This window comes from Parapedobacter sp., from assembly GCF_053550995.1.
Genome location: NZ_JBMQOC010000038.1, coordinates 21,159 through 40,891 on the forward strand (window position 1 = coordinate 21,159; position 19,733 = coordinate 40,891).

At 48.4% G+C, this 19,733-nt stretch carries 18 protein-coding genes; 9 read left to right on the top strand and 9 right to left on the bottom strand.

Annotated features, from left to right (window positions below; all coding sequences use genetic code 11):
* Nucleotides 1-14: 14 nt before the first annotated feature.
* The 4 genes from ACO1NT_RS05620 to ACO1NT_RS05635 are packed head-to-tail and all read right to left on the bottom strand — an operon-like array spanning nt 15 to nt 3,587.
* Nucleotides 15-983, bottom strand: a complete 969-nt coding sequence (locus tag ACO1NT_RS05620; RefSeq protein ID WP_449047442.1) for a UbiA family prenyltransferase — start codon at nt 981-983, stop codon at nt 15-17.
* Between the two features lie 21 nt (nt 984-1,004).
* Nucleotides 1,005-1,715: a phosphatidate cytidylyltransferase gene (locus tag ACO1NT_RS05625; protein ID WP_449047443.1), complete on the bottom strand. Its 711-nt coding sequence runs from the start codon at nt 1,713-1,715 to the stop codon at nt 1,005-1,007.
* A gap of 7 nt (nt 1,716-1,722) precedes the next feature.
* Nucleotides 1,723-2,301 carry a CDP-alcohol phosphatidyltransferase family protein gene (locus ACO1NT_RS05630; protein WP_449047444.1) on the bottom strand — a complete coding sequence of 193 codons (579 nt, stop codon included), beginning with the start codon at nt 2,299-2,301 and terminating at the stop codon, nt 1,723-1,725.
* Between the two features lie 2 nt (nt 2,302-2,303).
* On the bottom strand, nt 2,304-3,587 hold the full coding sequence (locus ACO1NT_RS05635; protein ID WP_449047445.1) for a hydroxymethylglutaryl-CoA reductase: 1,284 nt from the start codon (nt 3,585-3,587) through the stop codon (nt 2,304-2,306).
* Nucleotides 3,588-3,702: 115 nt separating this feature from the next.
* Between ACO1NT_RS05635 and ACO1NT_RS05640 the strand changes: the two genes are divergently transcribed.
* A complete protein-coding gene (locus ACO1NT_RS05640) occupies nt 3,703-4,659 on the top strand; it encodes a hypothetical protein (protein WP_449047446.1) in 957 nt (318 codons plus the stop codon).
* An 84-nt stretch (nt 4,660-4,743) separates the two neighbouring features.
* Nucleotides 4,744-5,658 carry a PfkB family carbohydrate kinase gene (locus ACO1NT_RS05645; RefSeq protein WP_449047447.1) on the top strand — a complete coding sequence of 305 codons (915 nt, stop codon included), beginning with the start codon at nt 4,744-4,746 and terminating at the stop codon, nt 5,656-5,658.
* Here the strand turns inward: ACO1NT_RS05645 and ACO1NT_RS05650 are convergent.
* From ACO1NT_RS05650 to murB, 3 genes are all read right to left on the bottom strand, one after another.
* On the bottom strand, nt 5,639-5,920 hold the full coding sequence (locus tag ACO1NT_RS05650; protein WP_449047448.1) for a cytochrome b5 domain-containing protein: 282 nt from the start codon (nt 5,918-5,920) through the stop codon (nt 5,639-5,641). The two genes, ACO1NT_RS05645 and ACO1NT_RS05650, sit on opposite strands and share 20 nt — an antisense overlap.
* Nucleotides 5,907-6,422: an RNA polymerase sigma factor gene (locus ACO1NT_RS05655; protein ID WP_449047449.1), complete on the bottom strand. Its 516-nt coding sequence runs from the start codon at nt 6,420-6,422 to the stop codon at nt 5,907-5,909. The genes ACO1NT_RS05650 and ACO1NT_RS05655 overlap by 14 nt, the downstream gene beginning before the upstream one ends.
* A gap of 209 nt (nt 6,423-6,631) precedes the next feature.
* A complete protein-coding gene (murB, locus tag ACO1NT_RS05660) occupies nt 6,632-7,660 on the bottom strand; it encodes a UDP-N-acetylmuramate dehydrogenase (protein ID WP_449047450.1) in 1,029 nt (342 codons plus the stop codon).
* Between the two features lie 209 nt (nt 7,661-7,869).
* On the opposite strand from murB, the gene ACO1NT_RS05665 reads away from it, so the two are divergent.
* On the top strand, nt 7,870-8,484 hold the full coding sequence (locus ACO1NT_RS05665; RefSeq protein ID WP_449047451.1) for a TetR/AcrR family transcriptional regulator: 615 nt from the start codon (nt 7,870-7,872) through the stop codon (nt 8,482-8,484).
* On the opposite strand, the gene ACO1NT_RS05670 is transcribed toward ACO1NT_RS05665, so the two are convergent.
* The gene (locus tag ACO1NT_RS05670) at nt 8,481-9,476 is read right to left on the bottom strand and encodes a YpdA family putative bacillithiol disulfide reductase (RefSeq protein WP_449047452.1); all 996 of its coding nucleotides are present in this window, start codon (nt 9,474-9,476) and stop codon (nt 8,481-8,483) included. The genes ACO1NT_RS05665 and ACO1NT_RS05670 overlap by 4 nt on opposite strands.
* Nucleotides 9,477-9,522: 46 nt before the next feature.
* Entirely contained in the window at nt 9,523-11,682 is a 2,160-nt protein-coding gene (locus ACO1NT_RS05675) for an FUSC family membrane protein (RefSeq protein ID WP_449047453.1), read from the bottom strand.
* Nucleotides 11,683-11,884: 202 nt separating this feature from the next.
* Between ACO1NT_RS05675 and ACO1NT_RS05680 the strand changes: the two genes are divergently transcribed.
* From ACO1NT_RS05680 to ACO1NT_RS05705, 6 genes are all read left to right on the top strand, one after another.
* Nucleotides 11,885-12,088 (top strand): hypothetical protein, encoded by a 204-nt coding sequence (locus ACO1NT_RS05680; RefSeq protein WP_449047454.1) that lies wholly within the window; start codon nt 11,885-11,887, stop codon nt 12,086-12,088.
* Between the two features lie 252 nt (nt 12,089-12,340).
* Nucleotides 12,341-14,917 (top strand): phosphoenolpyruvate carboxylase, encoded by a 2,577-nt coding sequence (locus tag ACO1NT_RS05685; RefSeq protein ID WP_449047455.1) that lies wholly within the window; start codon nt 12,341-12,343, stop codon nt 14,915-14,917.
* Between the two features lie 76 nt (nt 14,918-14,993).
* Complete coding sequence (locus ACO1NT_RS05690; RefSeq protein ID WP_449047456.1) at nt 14,994-15,548, top strand: hypothetical protein; 555 nt, start codon at nt 14,994-14,996, stop codon at nt 15,546-15,548.
* 16 nt (nt 15,549-15,564) lie between these two features.
* Complete coding sequence (locus tag ACO1NT_RS05695) at nt 15,565-16,596, top strand: Gfo/Idh/MocA family oxidoreductase (protein ID WP_449047457.1); 1,032 nt, start codon at nt 15,565-15,567, stop codon at nt 16,594-16,596.
* 141 nt (nt 16,597-16,737) lie between these two features.
* Complete coding sequence (gene ppk1, locus ACO1NT_RS05700) at nt 16,738-18,804, top strand: polyphosphate kinase 1 (RefSeq protein ID WP_449047458.1); 2,067 nt, start codon at nt 16,738-16,740, stop codon at nt 18,802-18,804.
* A gap of 5 nt (nt 18,805-18,809) precedes the next feature.
* Nucleotides 18,810-19,700 carry a Ppx/GppA phosphatase family protein gene (locus ACO1NT_RS05705; RefSeq protein WP_449047459.1) on the top strand — a complete coding sequence of 297 codons (891 nt, stop codon included), beginning with the start codon at nt 18,810-18,812 and terminating at the stop codon, nt 19,698-19,700.
* Nucleotides 19,701-19,733 lie beyond the last annotated feature (33 nt).

Genomic DNA, 19,733 nt, shown 5'->3' on the forward strand with positions numbered 1-19,733 from the left:
TTAAAAAATGGTGATTATCGGCTGAACAGCTGTTCCAACATCGGTATGCCGCCCAAGCTGAGGTACATCGCTACCGTCCACCCGGCAGCGGTTAGTTCCATCGCCTTGGCCCGTTTGCTATTCATGCCCGTTAGGAATAGGATGGCCGGGATGCAACTTGTCATAAAAATCACCGTCAGTATGGCAAAAGCGAGCGTGCCATAACCGGCGTAATACGATGCGGCCACACTGAGCACCCAAGTGACAGCCAACACCGCCATCCATAATTTGGTCGCTCTTTTTGGGCCCAACATATGCGAATAGGTATCCACGCCAATCTTTTCATCCGAAGGGTTCCTGATTTTACGGCCGATTTCGAGGACAATGCCGTTCATGAAAGACACCGCAAAAAAGAATAGCATACCGTCCGGTGCATCAACGCCAGCCAATAACCAATCCAACCCACTGGCGTAGATGTCGATGAGCGGTATGATGACCATGTGGGAGGTTACATACCAAAAGGGCCGCTTCTTCAACCAATCTGCCACGAAAAATTCCTTGCCCATCAAGCATAGGTAAATGATAACGACACCGTAAGTGAGGAGCATTTTTGGAAAGAAGAGAAGATTTATCGCTACTTGTGCAACGAACACCACGACGCCTACGGATTTCAATTCATCCAATGAAATCAAGCCCCGTGGGACGGGCAATTCCTTCCGATGCATTGCGTCGTCTTTGGCATCCTTGAATTCGTCGAAAATCCTGACCAGCAGGAACAGGGTGAAGGTGGTGAAGGCTCCCACTAGGAAATCCGGCCAGGCGATAAAACCTGCGACCCCTCTTGAAATCCGTGAATAGGATACCGCCGAAAAGCTGAAAGCGGCAATCATGACGGCGTGGGCCGCTAACGGGAAACGTTCACGTTGGTATATCCAAAAACGCTGGATGAAAGGAGCATTGTTCTCCGCCGCATCGCTATATTCGTTTGGTGGTCTGCGTGTCACTGTTTTACAAGTATGAATACGTTATAAATAAATTAACCAAAAAACTGCTCCGCTAGCGATAAAACTATCATAACGGTCCAGAACGCCCCCATGTTCAGGAATGAGGTTGCCGTAGTCTTTTATGCTACACCTCCGCTTGTACCAGGAAGCCAGGGCATCGCCGGTAAACGCTGCGGTACATAGGAACAAGGGTGTGTATCCAGGTGTTTGCAATGTCGTGTCCATCCATCGGAGCATAAGCAGCCCCGTGGCGATTCCCATGACATACCCGCCGACCAGGCCTCCGATGGTCTTGTTCGGACTGGTTTTTGGCAAGACTTTCTTCTTGCCGAAAAGCTGGCCGGTGATTTGGGCAAACCCGTCAAATGTGACCACAATCGAGTAGACGAATAATAACCGCTCAGGCGCTACATCATGTGAAAATCGATAGAAGCCCCAAGCGATGACCATATAGAGCGATCCGGATAATAGAAGGAATGGTGCGCGTCTATTTGACGTATACCAGCCCATCAGCATTTCATACGCACCGATGGCGATTAGTACAACGGCCATGTATGGCATGAGGCCCAGCTGGATACATCCAATCGTAATGCTGACCACCACAAGATAAAATATGTATTTTATCCAATGCCTTTTTCGCTGCATGGTATCGCTCCGCTTATTAAGGATCGAAAGGGCTATGCCCCCGATAACGAAGAATACCATAAGCAGATAAAACAATGTCCAGAACATCCTTACTTCACTTTTTTAGGCGGAAAACAAAAAATATGCTTTTGAGATTGGAACGGAGCTTCGGGAGTGTCAATACGAGCGCGAGTTCTTCCAGATAGGCTAGGCAGCTGAAAACCAGCATGAAGCAGAAATACGGTTTCCAGAAACCGAAGAGAAAGAAAGTGAAGATAAATATACCCTGGATATATCCCGTAGCCTTATTTGACCAAAGATGGAAGCTTGGAAAGCGGCCAAACCGCAATAACGCCAGGAATTGTGGAAGCATCCATAACGTAATCAGACACACAAACCCGTACCGGTATTCCGCAACGAACTCCTGTTCCAGCGTAATCAGGCCCGCGAATGCCATGATATACGTTCCGATATCTGCCAGCGAATCCAGTTTGGCACCCAATTCCGTCTGCAAGCGGAACAGACGGGCAATTAAACCATCCAGTATATCCGTGATCAGATTGATCGACAGCAGCGTGATAAACAGTTGTTTGTTACCAAGGGCGATGGAATGGATGATGAATGGTAAAGCCAGTATGCGGTAAGCCGACAGCGCATTCGGTACGTTCCAGCTATTTTCCTTTATCGTGGTCATTTTCAGTTTTTTTTCCGTCCAAACTTTTGATGTGCCTGCGTGAAATGCCCGGCCGACAGCGCCGCAGCGATAGACAATTCCCCGGCCAGCACCAGTCCACCGCAGATTTCGGCAAATTTGCGGGCGTTCCCGGTCCCGTAACAACCCATCATCTCCAGGCATTCGCGTTGTGTGGGTAGATGTGTGCCGCCGCCTACGGTACCAACGATCAGGTTGGGCAGCGTAACACTGGCATACAGCGCCCCATGCTGATCCATTTCCATCCGCGTGATGCCGGTGGCGGCTTCCGCTACACAAGCGACATCTTGCCCCGTAGCCAGGAACAGGGCAGCCAGCCCATTGGCGTAATGCCCGTGCGCGCCGATCGCGCCGCTCTGTATAATTCCCACGGTGGAGGACCGCCAATATTCGGCCATCAGTTCGGGGGTTGTTTTGAGGACACTGTTTACGATTTCTTTCGATAACACGATCTCGGCGGTGACTTTCTTGCCCCGCACATTGGTGAACGACAATGCCGTAGCTTTTTTGTCGCCCGAGTAATTCCCCTCAATGAACCAAAGCATGGGCTTGGTGGGGCAATGTGCGACGATGTACTGGCATACCGCTTCCGTGCAAATGGTAACCATGTTCTGCCCCGCAGCGTCGCCGGTATGGTACTCTAAGGTAACGATGAGGTGGTTGCCCTCGATTTGGATTTTGATATCCATCAATTTGGCAAAGCGACTGGTTTGCGCCACGATCTCTTTTAGCTGATTGACCTGTGGCAACAGCCAAGCGACAAAGAGGCCCAAGTCGGCGATGTTTCCAAATTTGAATACCGGACTGCGCTGTACGCCTTCCATCAGGCAGATCGAGGTAGCCCCGCCCGCCATCATGCAGGCCCGGGCGCCACGGTGGTACGAGGCCACTAACGCTCCTTCCGTGGTGGCAAGCGGCACATAAAAGTCGCCTTGCGCCGACGATCCGACAATACGTAGTGGACCGATCACCCCCGTAGGCACCCGGGTCATACCGATGTAGTTCTCGACGTTACCGTTCAGCGCGGCCAAGTCGCCGGATGGTTTTCCGTCGATGAGGTAGGGAAGGCTTTTGGTCGTTTTGCTTTCCAGAAGTGCTTTTCGCTGTTGTATGCCTTCGGCGCTTACTTCCGGTTCAAAAGGAAGTTTGTCGGCTTCATCCAGTACCGGCGCCTTCCGGTCCCTGATGTTTCCGATAATGTGATCCATCTGCTGTATCGTATTGATGAGGTGCAAGGCCGTACTTGCTTTTTCTATCGATGATGCCATAATCGTCCGTGTTTATAATGTCTCATTGTTTCGAGACAAATGTATCGTGATATTCGCGTATACGTTTGTCGAAAACAATTAATTTAATTCTTATATTTGTGATTATCGCAAAATTATGCACCAAGAAACCTTGATCGATACGATACGGAGACGCATTGGCACAAATAAATCGCTAATAGACGAGATTGCCGGGGCATTGGATATCAGCTATGATGCGGCGCACCGGCGTATTTCCATGAAAAGCAAGTTCTCCATTGAAGAAGCCGTGCAATTGGCCAATCATTACGGACTTTCCATGGATAAACTCTTTCAGGGGAGCGACAGCGTCTTGGTCAGGAAAACAAAAGATGTCCAGAACTTTGACGACCTCAAACGATACTTGGAAAGCTCGTATAAATACCTTACCGTGCACGAGCCTAATGGGGACACGGCCTTGTTTTACTCTGCCAAAGACATTCCCTTATTCTATACTATCAATGCCGATTTGTTGTCTAAATTCAAGCTCTATGTGTGGTTGTACCTGCTCAATTTTGAAAACCTAGGCATGTCTTTCGATGCATTCCATGCAAAAGCACCGGTGGTGGACCAAGGCCAGAAACTAAACCAGCTTTATGCATCCATTCAAACCCATGAGATATGGAACGACACCACCATCAATAGTACACTGCAACAAGTTGTCTATTTCTTTCAATCGGGCCTGCTATCGGCCGAGCATGGAAGCGCGCTCTGCGATAGTGTGAAAGAACTGGTGTTCCGGCTTGAACAGCAATGTACGGACAAGAATGACCAATACCGGTTATATTACCACGATATGCTTATCCTGAACAACAACGTACTTATTTCGGATCCGTATAAAAAATCGCTTTTTGTGCCCTACACCATGTTGGGGTATTATATTACCAGCGATGAGGGCACCTGCAGCACGGTGTATGATTTCTTCCAGCACCAACTGAAAAACTCCAAATTGCTCAACACGGCGGGTACCAAGGATAAGAAAATGTTTTTCAACAAGGTTTACCGGAAAATCGATTTTTATAAAAACCAGATGGCTGTCTTTCCGGATATGTTGTAGCACCACTGCAATTTATTTGTTAATTAAGCTGTTTTATTTGCCAATGCAAACCTATACCTTTGCGGCCGAATTGAATAGATTACCATGAGTTTAGTCATTATCGGAACCATCGCTTACGACGCGATAGAAACACCTTTCGGAAAAACGGACAAGATTGTCGGCGGGGCGGCAACGTTTGCTGGGCTGGCGGCCTCTTACCTTTACGACCGGGTGAAGCTGGTCAGTGTGGTAGGTGCCGATTTTGGCGATGATAACTTGGGCATCCTCCGGTCAAAGGGAATCAACCTGGAGGGGGTGCAGGTAAAGGAGGGTGAGAAATCGTTTTTCTGGTCGGGTAAGTACCATAACGACATGAACAGCCGCGACACACTGGTCACCGAACTCAATGTGTTGGCCGATTTTGACCCGATTGTGCCCGATAGTTACCAGGATTGCGAGTATCTATTATTGGGCAACCTGACCCCGCAGGTACAGCTAACCACGCTCGACCGATTGAAGCAAAAGCCGAAACTAGTGGTGCTAGATACCATGAACTTCTGGATGGATATTGCCTTGGACGATTTGCTCCGTGTGCTGAAACGCGTGGATGTGTTGACGATTAACGATGCGGAGGCCCGACAACTTTCGGGTGAATATTCGCTGGTGAAAGCTGCCGAGGGCATCCTGAAAATGGGACCGAAGTACCTGATTATAAAAAAAGGTGAACATGGTGCGCTCCTATTCGGTGAAGGCCGGGTTTTTGCCGCGCCGGCCTTGCCACTCGCCGAGGTTTACGATCCAACAGGAGCGGGCGATGCATTTGCCGGGGGGTTCGTAGGTTATTTGGCCAAGGTAGGTACGGTGAATTTCAATAACATGAAGAACGCCGTTATTTTCGGTTCAGCCCTGGCTTCGTTCTGTGTCGAGAAATTCGGTACGGAGCGCCTCCAAGAACTCGACCACAGCCTCATAAATCAACGGATTGCACGGTTTACCGAACTCAGTAAGTTTGAGCTTTAGGGAAGGGCTGTAGCAGCACGCCGACAACTTCAAATCTCGAAAATACTTCTTCGGTGTGGGGGGCATCCACCAATTCGTCAGTGAGGTCCTGTCCGGCCCAATGCTCGTAATGCATGCCGCGGAACCAAAGTCTACTTTTAGACACATCATAGATATAACCACGATAGGCTATCCAGATTTCCGTTTTATCCTGGCCATTCCGTAAGGCCAATTGGGATGTTGTATACGCAGGGAGTGTTCTTTGCGGACTAGATTCGCTCATATTTATAGGCATTCAATGCTTTCTTCATCGTCCGCCGTGCCACATGGATGCGTGTTTTTACCGTACCGATCGGTATTTGTAAGTGGTCGGATATCTCATGGTATTTGTACCCTTCAAAATACATGCTGAACGGCACATAGTAGTCTTCGGATAGCTCCGCCATTGCTCCCTTGATATCTTCCATGACGAATTTCCTTTCGCCCGCATTGGTGGCCGCGCTGTGCGCCAAATGTGCATTGGAAATTTCATTCGACTGGGAAACCAATGCGTTTGTCTTTACAAAACGCCGGTAATGATTGATGAAGGTGTTTTTCATGATGGTGTATAACCATCCCTTTAGATTTGTTCCTTCTTTGAATTTACCGTGATAGGTTACCGCTTTTAGCATAGTGTCTTGCACCAAATCATTGGCGTCCTCGTTGTCGCGGGTAAAATGCAGTGCATACCCTCTCAATGATTCCGTGTGTTGCACCACTAATGTGTTAAACTCAAATCTCGTCATCTTTTTACGGTTTAAGGGGTTCCAGGCTGATGCCTGAATCTCCGTGTTAAACATTTTATGATACCAAATAAGCGGTCGCAATGCTTATTGGGAAAACCTGACGTTTTACTTCGGTCTACTTAGTGTCGCGTTAGTTACTACAAGTATCGTGCTAGTTGGCAGCGGAGCCGAGCACCATAGTGCCAATTTACAATAAAATTTTAATTATTTCATAAAATATTCACTTCCCGTTCCAATGTGATGCCGAATTGGGCTTTTACATCATTGATAATGCGTTGGGATAAGTCGTAAATGGCTGACCCCGAAGCGTCTTTGTGGTTTACTAATACCAACGCTTGGTTTTTCCAGGTGCCGGCGTCGCCTATACGCTTGCCCTTCCAGCCGCATTGCTCGATCAGCCACCCCGCGGCAAGTTTAACATGGTCGGTCCCCACCGGGTAAAATACGAAGTCCTTGTCTGGAAAAGTGGACTGTAACTGCTCCAGATATGATACGGGCACAATGGGGTTCTTAAAAAAGCTGCCCGAATTGCCAATGGTTGAGGGGTCGGGAAGCTTCTCGGTGCGGATTGCTGAAACCACCGTGGCTATATCTTTTATCGTTGGTTTGGCAATACCCCGTTTTGCCAATTCGGCGCTGATTGTACCGTAGGATGTATTGATGGAAGGGGTGAGGGAAAGCTGGAAAGTGACTTCGGTAATGATATATCTACCCTTCGCTTCCCGTTTGAAATAACTCTCCCGATAGGAGAACCGACAAGCTTCTTTATCGAATGTAGAAAATTCCCCACGATGTGTATCGAAAACGCGGCAATTAACAAACACATCTTTCTGTTCAACACCATAGGCGCCGATATTCTGTATGGGGGCGGCACCCACCGTGCCCGGAATAAGGGCGAGGTTCTCAATGCCCGCAAACTCGCGGTCTACGCAATACCATACCAGCTCGTTCCAAACGACGCCGGCACCGGCGGTGACCGTAACGGTATTTTGTGATAGGCTGTGGCGTATGCCGGGGATGGCGATACGGATGACTAAACCATCGAAGTCAGTGGTGAACAGGATATTGCTACCTCCGCCCAAAACCAGCATCGGTTGTTGGGTCATGGCCCGGTATTCCGTGAATAGCTGAGCTAACGCCTCTTCCGAATGGACTTCTACGTATTCTTTTGCAAATGCTTCCACGCCAAATGTATTGTATGTCTTTAACGGGAAGTGTTCTTTGAACGATAATTTCATCTACTTTGTTTTTTTCAAGGGCCGCCGAGTGTGGTATAAATAATGATTGCCGTGTGTGCCGATGTTATTTATATCTCGACGCCATAAAATTTGACTGATATGCTCAACTATTCAAAATATTCACTACCTTTAACATAGTGTTCCGCTAACTATGGCGAGCGCCCAAAGATAACAGATTGACCTGACAGCACAATTAAATTGAATGCATCATGATGAATGCAGACAAAAAACGCACACAGATATTGGAGGCCGCCAAGCGGCGATTCGCACACTTTGGTTTGGCTAAAACCACGATGGCTGAAATTGCCAAGGACCTGTCGTTCTCCAAAGCCTTGCTGTATTATTATTTTCCTGATAAAAATGCCTTATATGCTGCGGTGTTGGAACACGTCATCAACCAATCATTCGAAGAGATGGACATCGCTGTGGATACTATTGCCGATTGCTATGAGGCGATGATGTTCACGTTGGATAAACGTATTGAATTTGTAACACGGTATTACAACTTGCTTGAGTATTCGATTTCCGCTTTGCAGCAGGTGCCGGATACGATGGCATGTGTGCTCGAAGATTCTAAAGATAAGGAGCGGAGCATCCTCGCGAAGATACTTCAAAAAGGCATCGATACCGGTCAGCTGGAGATCGATGACGTGAACGAAACCGCCGAGATACTGTTGTTTGCCCTGGTAGGTATGCGGTTCAGTATACTGAAAGATATAAAGGGCGTGCTTTTCCCGACAAAGGATGAGTTTGACCGGATACTAGCCCTTCAGAAAAAAATGGCTACCGTATTTCTGAAGGGGCTGAAGACCCAGGCGGTTTAGGCTTCTGCCCGTTCATGACGGCCCTGCAGGATTCGAGTGATAATCTGTTGCGCGTGCACCCGCGAGTTTTCGATAAACCACAAATGGGTATTCATGCCTCCACACACGACCCCCGCCAAAAACAAGCCCGGTATATTGGTTTCCATGGTTTCGGGATTGTGGTAAGGCACACGTGATGTATCGGCAGCCAGCTGGATCCCTATTTTTTCCAGAAAAGCAAAATCGGGCCGGTAACCGGTTAATGCCAATACGAAATCGTTCTCGATGGTGATCGGGCCTTCGGGTGTAAGGATATCCACCTCCGTGGGCCGGATTTCGGTTAGCTTACTGTTAAAAAGGGCGCGGATCTCGCCATTGGCAATGCGATTTTCGACATCGGGGCGAACCCAATATTTTACCCGCGGCCCGATTTGTTCGCCGCGCACCACCAAGGTCACTTCTGCTCCTTTTCTGTAGGTCTCCAAGGCGGCATCGACCGATGAGTTGCTGGCACCCACCACCACCACCTTCTGGCCAGCAAAGTAATGCGGGTCGTTATAGTAGTGGCTTACTTTGGGCAGGTCTTCGCCTGCAATATCCAGTAAACAGGGGATGTCGTAAAACCCAGTGGCCACGATGACATGCTGTGCGGTATAGGCCGACTTCGACGTAAGGACGGTAAACCCATCGGCCCCTTTCTTAACCATTGTTACCTCCTCAAACAGGTGGATATTCAACTCGAATTGCTGCTGGATACGCCGATAATATTCGAGTGCCTCGGCACGCCTCGGCTTCGGATGGGTCGATACGAATGGTATATGGCCTATTTCCAGCCGCTCGGAAGTGGAGAAGAATGTCATATTTTGCGGGTAACGATACAGCGAATTAACCAGGCATCCGCGCTCCACGATGAGATAGGTCAATCCAGCTGCTTTGGCTGCGATGCCACAGGCCAACCCGATAGGGCCGCCACCGATAATCAAGACATCGATAGGTGCTGAAGTTATTTCCATGTGGCACAAATATACATGACAGCCAAACGAAAAGCAAAAGCTGGCATTACGGTGCGCCCCCCGTCATGAGGTCGTTGCAAACATTGTTGAGATCGGAAGCAATGCGTCGCAGGAATTGGAGTTGGTCGGTAATCAACCTTGATTCTTCGGAATCGATGTTGTTGTCATCGATGTCCGACGGTGTTTCCACGTCGATTTCGATAAATGCATCATCGTCATCTTCAGGCTCAAAAAGCTGGATGCTTTGCGCCAATAACGATAATGTCCTCCGGATGACCTTGATCTGGTCGCCCGTTAATGACGCGTCGGATGCTCCTTGCACGTGGTTCAGCAGGGTGACCGAGTATGAGGAGAGGATGTGGTTGAATACCACAAACCTATTTACGTCTCTTGCGCCCTTCCGTTTGCTCTTCGGTTCGGTCATCATCCGCTGGAAAGCCGATGCCATGTTGGCCGTGCTCACGTATACCGCTTTGCGAGCCAGTTTGTATTCGGTTACGCTTGGTGGTTGGCCTGCAATGATTTTCAGCGCTTGCGCGACGTACTCGTAATTGGCGATGAGTAGTTTGCGCATGGTGCCTTGCACTTGCACGCTTTCCCAACTGGGTAATATCACGTAGCTGGAAAGAAATGCCAGTCCAGACCCAATCAGCGTATCGATGATCCTTTCTTGCAGGATGGAGAGCGTATTCATGCCCAAGAAACTGAAAAGGATAAGGACATAGGGCGTCATGAACATCACGCTCACCACATAGCTTATACGCATCAAGCTAAAGGTGGTTACCATAAAAAGCATGAGCAGTATGAATAGCGATGTTTCGTCTTTTACGACAAGGAGGAGAACCGCACCGACCACACCGCCTATGACGGTGCCTATTAACCGCTGGAAGTTGCGTTCTTTCGTCAGGCTGAATCCAGGTTTCAAGATAACCATGATGGTTAGCAGTATCCAGTAGCTGTGGCTGCCTACGTCAAAAGTGAGCGACACCAGGTATCCGACGCCCATCATGATAGCCATGCGGATCGAATGCCGGAAAAGGGTCGATTTAACCGTGAGGTTTTCGCGCAGTTTTTTTAGGTCGATGTCGTTGTGCTCAATGAATTTGCTGAGGTCGGTTTCTTCGCTGCGCAATGAGTTTTTGGCTTTCAAATCGAAGTAGCCGTACAGCGAGTCCATACGCTGTACCAAGTTGCGAACGTTGATCAGTATCTTGCGTAAGGGCAGTGCATTGAGTTGATGGGTCTTTTCGACGTGGTCAATAGCCGCGCGTATCCGTTCCAGGTCCGTTTTGAAATGATACAATGCTTTGGGCTTCTTATTGGCATTGATCTGGTACGATAGGTGCTCGAGTTCATTTCCAATCCGCCGGATGGTCACATAAAACTGTTGCAAAACACCCGTCGCACCGAACTGCTCACGGATCGAGCCATAATCGTAATGCGTGGCCATACTCTGTTCGAATAGGTCAATGATATCCGTAAAAATAAGGATCAGTAACCGCCCAATTTCGGTGGTGTCCTTTATCTTTCGCTTTCCCCTGAACAATTGGTCGCGTACATTATCCTGATGGGTGCTCACCGTGATTTGCTGGTCGATTAAAGCACGGTAATTTTTCTCGATATCGAGGTCGACAGCGTAGAAATTAGCTTTGATACGGATATAGTCGGCCACGTTCGTGATCGACTCGGCGAGTTCCTGTTGTGCTTGGCGGTATGGCCGTACCTGGTGCAAGGAAAGGCTCAACAGCATATACCATACGCAGCCCGCCAAAATGTAGAGCAGGTAAGTGCCGATCGTCAGCGTGGGGTCATCCATGGCGCTGATGCTGAGCACCATGATAAGCAGACCCATGGTGCCTACGGATGAGGCGCGCGCGCCATATACCGCAAACATAGAAAACAGGAAGGAGAGCACCATCAGTGTAGCGGCAAGTAACACGGGGATGCCGCTTACCAAGTTGGTAAGGAGCGCGGCAATAAGCACCGAAAGGGTGCAGAAAAACATGCCGTTGCGCCGGTGGTGTACCGGCCCCGGGCTATCGGATAAACCCACGGCCATGGCGCCCAGCGATACGATGATACCGGTTTGGAGACTGCCGAATGCTGAAAAGACCAATGCGGGCACAATGGTGCCAAATGTGAGGCGTAGGCCATCTGAAAAATACTGGCTATAAAAAAAATTCTGGATATCTTTCGCCTTACTCATGCACAGACGGATGGTAAATGCAAAGATACGTAAAAACTTAGGTTAAAAGGATGGTGATAAGCACATCATTGAGGAGAGGCAAAATACCCAGTAATAGGTATTTGAATGAAGCGGTAGCGTCGTTAGGTTTGCTTGGTTAACCGAGGGTAGCCTTTCGGTTGGTCCGATACGATATTTACGGGTTTACATTTAACGAATAACCATGGCAAATAGGAAGATGACTCATGAGCTGGAACAGCTAGCCGAAATGTTCTGTCAATTAGGGCAAGCTACTGCCCAAATAGTTGGTGGCGGTGCCCAAGGGGCAGAAGCAAAGACACTGCGCCGTAGCGGCGTCCAAAAACCCGAACAGGATGAATCTGCGGCTTCCGTATACCGAGTGATTGACGAAATCGAAACCGTTTAATTGTCTTATTTTTAATTTTCATTTGTTTTTATTGGGGTTTTTGCAATAAATCGGGCTGATTATTTAACAAATATTCATATATTTGGAGGTTTGGTTAGTATTTGATATGCGGGGTTCCTGAAAACCGTGACGGGCATTGGTCAACAATCCTTATATTCGTTTTTTGTCCGTTTCCAAGCCACGCACCGTGGCGAAAGCGAATCCAGCATAATGAGAAAAGCAAACAACGGTATAATCAATAATTAGTTTCGAATGAATTTAAGTAAAAAGCAAGCGGTCTTCGAAAGCGAAGTGCTCACTCGTTTTGAGTTATTTAACAGCCTGTTTATGACGTTGCCCTTCTACCAGGTCAAACATACGGGTACGCTGTTGCCGTTCTTTACAACACATTGTGAGCGAGGTGTTGCCGATAAATTAAATCCTGAGACCATCATAGAGAGCTTTTTCGAGCAATATGCCCAGTACGTCCGCGAATCGGATCGGATAGATCTCTTATTTAGGATTATCCAATACATTGAGCGGCAGGTAGTACTTTTTGATGCCGTGGAAGATGCCGCATTCCGGAAGACAGGGCGGTCGGATGAGGCCGGGTGGCTGGACTCGGTGTTTTCGGAAACCGAAACCAACGCAGAGCTCCGTAGTAAGTTGGTCGATAAGCTAAACGACTTTTCTGTGCGGTTGGTATTGACGGCGCACCCCACACAATTCTACCCCGGGCCGGTATTAGCCATCATGACCGACCTGATTGAGGCACTGAAGAAGAACGATATCCACAATATCCACCTTCTGCTGCAACAATTGGGGAAGACACCGTTTATGAAGAAGGATAAGCCTACACCGGTAGACGAGGCGGTTAGCTTGGCCTGGTTTTTAGAAAACGTGTTTTATCGCGTGGCTTCCGCTATCCAATCCAAAATTGACGACGAGTTCGACTTGCCGGTCGACGAGAACAAGAGTTTGGTTGAGTTGGGATTCTGGCCCGGCGGCGACCGCGACGGCAACCCCAATGTAACGGTGGAAAGCACCAAGCGTGTGGCGTTACTATTGCGTACGGTGCTGTTCAGGTGCTATTACCGCGACTTCCGCACACTCAAGCGGCGTATCACCTTTAAGGGTGTCGAAAAATACATGGACGTATTGCAGGACCTGATCTACGAAAATAGCTTCAATCCATCCGAGAATCCGGAGAACGTGAAGCCACTGATTATCCATAATCTCAAGGAAATCAAACGGGTGCTGATTGATTATCACGATGGGTTGTTCGTAGAGCTGGTGGATGACCTGCTGCGTAAAGTGCGGACATTCGGGTGTTTCTTTGCCACGCTCGATTTGCGGCAGGATAGTAGTGTCCTGCGGAAAACTCACGCTTACCTCCGCGAAAAATATGCGGATAAACTGGCCGAAGCACGTGATTTTGAGCAGCTGGATGAAGGTGGCAAACAGAAGGCCATGAAATTCGAAGAGCATGATTTGCCCGTGGGCGACGATGCGCCACCGTTGGTGGCCGACACGTTGCAGGTTATCCGTCTCATTGACGATATCCAACGCTCAAGTGGTGAACGGGCTGCCCAGCGGTTTATTATCAGCAACTGCCAACAAGCATCAGACATGCTGGAATTGATGGAGCTCTTCTTATGGAGCGGCTGGCAGCGCGAAGCGTTGCACATTGATTTTGTACCATTGTTTGAAACCGTGGATGATCTTAAACGGGCCGCCGCCGTGATGGAGACCTTATATACACACGCGCCATATGCAACCCACCTGAAACGCCGGGGCAATAAACAAACCATCATGCTTGGGTTTTCAGACAGCACGAAGGATGGCGGGTACCTGATGGCCAACTGGTCAATTTACAAAGCCAAAATCGAATTGACCGCCATGGCGCGCAAATACGATGTGGACCTGGTGTTTTTTGATGGCCGAGGCGGCCCTCCAGCTCGAGGGGGGGGGAAAACCCAACGCTTCTACGCTTCGATGGGTAAAGAGATTGCGAATGACCATATCCAACTTACCATTCAGGGACAAACCATCAGTAGCCAGTATGGGTCGTTGGATACGGCGCAATACAACATTGAGCAATTGCTCCATGCTGGCCTTACGTCACATATCGAACAGCGGAGCGGCGATACACTCTCTGAAGAGAAGAAAAAACTGATCGAATACATGGCCCAAGTGAGCCACGACCAGTTTCTCGCGTTGCGCCACGATCCATTGTTCCTCAAATATCTTGAGCGGTTGAGCCCGCTTAAGTTCCTGTCGCAAATCAATATCAGCAGTCGGCCGGTAAAGCGCAACTCCGACAAAGAATTACGTTTGGAAGACCTGCGAGCTATCAGTTTCGTGACATCATGGAGCCAACTGAAGCAGAACATACCTGGTTTTTACGGGGTAGGTACGGCATTGGAAGAAGCTGAAAAAGCGGGTAAATGGGACCAAGTGAAAGAACTCTACGAAACCTCGCGAATGTTTCAAACCATCATCGATAACTGCATGATGTCGATGTCTAAATCGAATTTTGAGTTGACTTCCTACATTCAACACGACGAAGTTTTTGGCGATTTTTGGAAACGGATGCGTGATGAGTTCGAGCGAACCACCAGCTATGTGCTGAAGTTGAGTGGTAGCACGGTACTGATGGAAAATTACCCGGTAGAGCGCGAATCCATTGCCATGCGGGAAAAGATTGTATTGCCATTATTGATTATCCAGCATTATGCCATACGGAAGCTACAGGCCGGTGGTCTGAATGAGAAGGATAACGAGGTGTTTTCAAAACTGATTACGCGCACAATCTATGGCGTTGTTAACGCCGGAAGGAACTTGGCCTAGTTGGCCAATGGCCAAAATTTGTTGATGCATATCGCAATTTTCGCTAAGTTTGTTGCATTGAAAACAAATTATACTGATGAACATTAAAAATAGCTTTTTAGTTGCTGCGTCCTTGTTAGTTTTGGGTTCTTGTGCGCGGCATCCCGGAGAAACGGTACGGAGGGGTACGCTTTATAATAACGAAAGCAATGTAGACTCCGAGGGATACACCTTTTTTAAACGGGTACATGAAAAAGCGCTGTTTGAAATGGCGTTCGCTAAGTATATCCAATCCATCCCGGCTTCCGCCGAAGCTAAGGAGCTAGCGGCCAAAGTAGCCGAAACCTATGAGCCGATGATTGCTGAACTGGCCGGGCTCGCCAGTGAATATTCGGTGGTACTGACCGAACGGACGGAGCCCGATTTCGTTGTGCCGCATCATTTTGAAACCGATAGTTTGGGTACTTTTGACAATGCCGCCGGTTATGTTGCACACGTTCAGCACGAACAAGGTGCTATTCTGGAGCAATTCGAGCGCTTGACCCGCAATACGAATAAAAAGCTTCAGGAGTACGCGTTAGAAAAAGTGCCGACCGTTAAAGCGGTTTTTGCGGCTGCCGGTGGCCAGGAGGACCACGGTGCCCATCATTGATTTAAATGGATAAGTAATGCCAAAAAAGAGCATAGTCACAGGTATATTATCATACGGGATGTCAGGACGCGTATTCCATGCGCCTTTCATCAACCAAAAGACGCGGTTTGAACTGCGGGCTGTCGTAGAGCGCCATGAGAAACGTGCGCAGCAAAGGTATCCCGATATCATCAGTTACGATTCCGTAAGTGACTTGCTGCAAGACGATGCTATTGAGCTCGTGGTCATTAATACCCCCAACAATACGCACGTAGACTATGCGATACAGGCATTGAATGCCGGCAAACATATTTTGGTAGAGAAGCCTTTTGCGCCCAGTAGCGAGGAAGCCAAGCAGATTTTCAATCTGGGACGGAAAGTGGGTAAACACGTGATGGTTTTCCAAAACCGACGATGGGATAGTGATTTCAAGTTGCTCAAGCGTGTGGTAGAGCGGCAAGCAGTGGGGGAGCCCATTGAATTGCATGTCCGGTTTGATCGTTACCGGCCGGAGAAGGGCCCCAAAGTGTTTAAGGAACTGCCAATTCCGGCCAGTGGGGTATTGTATGATTTGGGGCCGCATCTTCTCGACCAGGTGATCTGTCTCTTTGGCAAGCCCGATAAAAGCATGAAAATCCTCGCGACCCATCGACAAGGGTCTCAAGTGGATGACTTTGCTACATTGGTGCTTAGTTACCCCAAAGGGTTGACGGTATTTATCCATGCAAGTCTGCTGGTGGCCAATCCGCTGCCAGCCTATGTGCTGCATGGTACCAAGGGGTCTTTTCAGAAAGTAAGGGCCGATGTGCAAGAAGACCAATTGCAGTCGGGCATCCTGCCGAAAGACCCTGCGTACGGCATAGAACCTGCTGGTAAAGAGGGGCTGATTACCCTCATGAAACCGAATGGTGATCGGGAAATCCGATACCGCGAGGCGTTAAAGGGCGACTATAATGACCTGTTCAACGCCGTTTATGCGCAAATCCGGCGGGATGAACCTTTCCCGGTAAAAGAGGAGGAAATCCTTTGGCAGTTGGAAATCCTTGAGCAGCAAGTTTGGAATGATTGATAATAAGGTATTACCGGTAGCCACTCCACGGTAAGTCGTAGCCTATTTCAATACGATGTTTGGTGACGGTGAATTAATACACCGTTAACAATAACAAAACGTTGCATTGCTATTATTGGCCAGGTAACTTACAGCGGCCCAATGATAGCGATTGTGAAGCATAAATATCCCCTTATAAATCGAGAAATAAGCTGGTTATATTTTAACGAGCGTGTGCTGCAGGAGGCTGCCGACAGGACGGTGCCGCTGATTGAGCGGTTACGGTTTTTGGCTATTTTTTCATCCAATCTGGATGAATTTTACCGCGTAAGGGTGGCCACGCTCAATCGCTTGGTAGACATCAATACCAAAGCCAAGACCATGCTGGGCTTCAACCCTAAGAAGGTGCTCAATGAAATAAAGGATATCGTGGTACGACTCGAAAAGCAGTTCGACTACCTTTATGAGCAGGAGATCATCAAAGAGCTGGAAGCCCAGAAAATCTTCATCATTAACGAGCAGCAACTCAATGTTGCCCGGGGTACCTATGTGCGAACATATTTTCGCCGGCAGGTGCTGCCAACCCTCGTGCCCATTATGTTGGAGGAGACGGATGCCGCAAAACCTTTTCCGGAACTGAAGGATCGGCACACGTACTTCATCGTTAAATTGACGTTCCGGAAGAAAGTGAAGTATGCACTGGTGGAAATTCCTAGCCCAATTATTTCCCGCTTCCTTATATTGCCCGAAAATAATGGATTGAAGTTCATCATCTTGCTGGACGACATTATCCGGTATTGTTTGGACGACCTATTTTTTATTTTCGACCCGGATACCATTGCGGCTTACAGCATCCAACTCACGCGTGACGCCGAATTGGATATTGATCCCAATATGAGCGAAAAGTTCGTGGATGCGCTGATGCACAGCCTGCAACGGCGGGAAAAAGGGCGGCCCATGCGGCTGCTTTACGATAGCGATGTCCCGCTCGATACCTTAAACTACTTGGTTGGCCGCATGCAATTGGACACGGATGCACTCATCCCCAGTGGCAGATACCATAACTTTAGGGATTTCATCGATTTTCCCAATGTTGGCGGACCGGCATTGGAGTACCCGCCCATGCCGCAACTGCGGGTAAGTGACCTGGATCTCGAGCGGAGTATTTTCAGCCAAATGGCACAACGCGATTACCTGGTTAGCCTGCCGTACCAGTCGTTTGATTATATCGTTCATTTTCTTCGTGAAGCCGCCATTGATCCCAAAGTGCAGGAAATCAATATTTGTCTCTATCGGCTGGCCGAAAATTCGAGTGTCATCAATGCGTTGATTAACGCTGCACAAAATGGCAAGGTGGTCAACTGTTTGATCGAATTGAAAGCGCGATTCGATGAAGAAGCCAATATTTACTGGAGGAACCGATTGGAAGAGGGCGGCGTAAATGTGAATATCGGCATAATGCAATACAAAGTACACGCTAAGGTCTGCCTCGTTACGCGCCGTGAGAAAAGTGGCTTGGTTTACTATGCGAACCTCGCCACGGGTAATTTCAACGAAAAGACTGCCAAAAGCTACTGCGACCACAGCTTGTTTACCATAGATTCGGCCATTACCAAAGACTTGAAACGTCTTTTCAGGAGCTTGGAAAAACAGGTGTTCCGTCGCGATTACAAATCAATCATCGCGTCGCCATTAGGAACGAGAATGCGGCTATACCAGCTTATTTCCAATGAGATAGAAGTGGCTAAATCCGGCAAGAAAGCCTATATGATTCTGAAAATGAATAGCCTTTCAGATGAGGAAATGATTGAGAAATTCTACGAGGCCAATAATGCGGGCGTAACCATCCAACTCATTGTAAGGGGGATGTGCTGCTTAGTGCCCGGGCAGGCAGGCTTCAGTGAGCGGATTACGGTGCGGAGTATTGTGGATCGCTACCTGGAACACGCGCGCGTTTGGATTTTCGGCAATGGTGGGGATGAGTTGATTTACCTGTCGTCTGCCGATTTGATGACACGGAATATCGACCGTAGGGTGGAGGTTGCTTTTCCCATTGAGGACAGCCGGATCCGTAAGGAAATCCGCGATATCGTGGATATCCAGTTGCGCGACAATACCAAGGCCCGCGAAATCAATCATTTGAATAACAACCGGTACATCGGTGCCAAGCGTAAAATCAAGCATCGGGCCCAAGAAGATATATACAATTACCTAAAATATAAATCATAACAATCGTGAGATACGCAGCAATAGATATTGGTTCCAACGCAGTGCGGCTGTTGATAGCCGATATTATCAGGAACGACGATGTGGTGTCGTTCAAAAAGAATACGCTGGTGCGGGTTCCCTTGCGGTTGGGCGATGACGCATTCATCGACCACCGTATTTCCGTGTCGAAAGCCAAAGATCTGGTAAAGACGATGACCGCATTCCGAAATTTAATGGATGTGTACAAAGTAAGCCAGTATTTGGCGTGCGCCACGTCGGCCATGCGTGAGGCCGCTAATGGCAAGGCGCTGTTACGTGAGATTAACGATGTAGGCATAGACCTGCAGATTATTGACGGCAGTGAAGAAGCGAAGATCATCTATAGCAGCCATATCGAGCAGCATCTCAATAGCAATAAAGCATATTTGTATATCGACGTGGGCGGTGGAAGTACCGAAGTGTCAGTATTTGCCGATGCAAAATTAATTGCTTCATCGTCATTCAATATCGGTACCATCCGTATATTGGATAATCAAGACAGTGATGAAACTTGGGATGATATGCGGAATTGGGTGAAAAATCACACGAAAGCATTCAAGACGGTATATGGTATTGGTACGGGCGGCAATATCAATAAGCTTTCGCGGCTTGCCAACAACAGTAAAGAAGACAAGCCCATTTCATTTGCCAAACTGAAATCGCTGTATGAATATCTGGGATCCTTTTCGCTGAAAGACCGCATCAACGTATTGGGACTCAACCACGACCGTGCTGATGTAATTATCCCAGCCTGTGAAATTTTTCTTACGCTCATGAAGTCCGGCCGTCTACGGCAGATTATTGTCCCCCGGGTGGGTCTGGCCGATGGCATTATCCAAACGCTTATCGATAAGTATGGTGCGCCGAAATCGCAGTGAAAAAACACTTGGCTAAAGAAAAAAATTACCTTA